Source organism: Planomonospora algeriensis, from assembly GCF_977012225.1.
Genome location: NZ_CDRNDK010001048.1, coordinates 1 through 607, shown reverse-complemented (window position 1 = coordinate 607; position 607 = coordinate 1). Strand labels below are relative to the sequence as shown.

Annotated in this window: 1 protein-coding gene; it reads right to left on the bottom strand. The window is 76.6% G+C overall.

Going from position 1 to position 607, the window contains the following annotated elements; genetic code table 11:
- Positions 1-607: CDP-alcohol phosphatidyltransferase family protein (locus tag ACWJ6R_RS37720; protein WP_449066763.1), on the bottom strand; the 607-nt coding region annotated here is incomplete at both ends.

Here is a 607-nt window from a genome sequence, read left to right as displayed (position 1 = left end):
CGGACGCCCGCGTAGGCGGAGTCGACCATGTGCCGGAGCACCTGCAGGATCAGCGCGGCCACGGCCAGCGCCCAGATGTCGCGCGCCGCGGCGGTCCGGGCGGCCCCGTCGGCGGCCGCCGTGCCCACCGTGCCCGCCATCGCGCTCTCCATCGCGCCCGCGGCGTACCCGGCGGCGAGGCCCGCGTAGACGGCGTACTCCTTGACCCGGTCGAAGGTGGCGTCCAGCCACGCGCCGAGCGGGGAGAACGCGCGGGTGTAGCGGGCCAGCTGGCCGTCCACGCAGTCGAGCACGAACGACAGGTAGAGCAGGACCGCACCGGCGATCCGCCCCTCGCGCGTCCCCGCCGAGAACCAGACCGCCGAGAGCGCGGCCAGGCCGACGGAGAACCCGGTGACCGCGTTCGGCGTCAGCCGCAGCTCGGCGGCCAGCCGGACCAGGTGCGGCGACCAGGAGCTCACGAAGCAGGTGGTGAAGAGGCCGTCGTCGGCCTTGACCGCCGCCTCCAGCCGGGCGCGGTCCTCGTCCACCTCGGTCAGGCGCCGCACGGCCGCCTCGGCCGCGATCCTCCCCGCCACCCGGTCGCAGTGGAGCCGCCCCGGCCCGG